The sequence below is a fragment of the Mesorhizobium sp. M8A.F.Ca.ET.181.01.1.1 genome (assembly GCF_004792025.1).
Taxonomy (GTDB): domain Bacteria; phylum Pseudomonadota; class Alphaproteobacteria; order Rhizobiales; family Rhizobiaceae; genus Mesorhizobium.
On record NZ_SRTV01000032.1, the window covers coordinates 1,758 to 2,057 of the forward strand.

The 300-nt window shown below is 67.3% G+C and carries 1 protein-coding gene; it reads left to right on the plus strand.

What is annotated here, in order from left to right:
- Window positions 1-300 (plus strand): hypothetical protein (locus EN824_RS35480; protein ID WP_189522268.1); only part of this gene is annotated, 300 nt, incomplete at both ends.

Here is a 300-nt window from a genome sequence, read left to right on the forward strand (position 1 = left end):
GGCGACAGGCTACACCTATTCCTACACGCTGCTGGACAACACCTCGGGCAACACTACCCATGACGACTTCGCCGTCCAGGTGGTCGATTCCGACGGTGATCCGGCCTCCACGACGCTCTCCATCGCCATCATCGATGACGTGCCGACGGCGGTTGCCGACACGGACAGCGTCTCGGAAGGCGGCACGGCGAGCGGCAACGTGATTACCGGCGTCGGCAGCGACGGCAATGCGGCCGGCGCCGACACCAAGGGTGCCGACGGCGCCGCGGTGAGCGGCGTGACGGGTTCTGGGGCAACGAC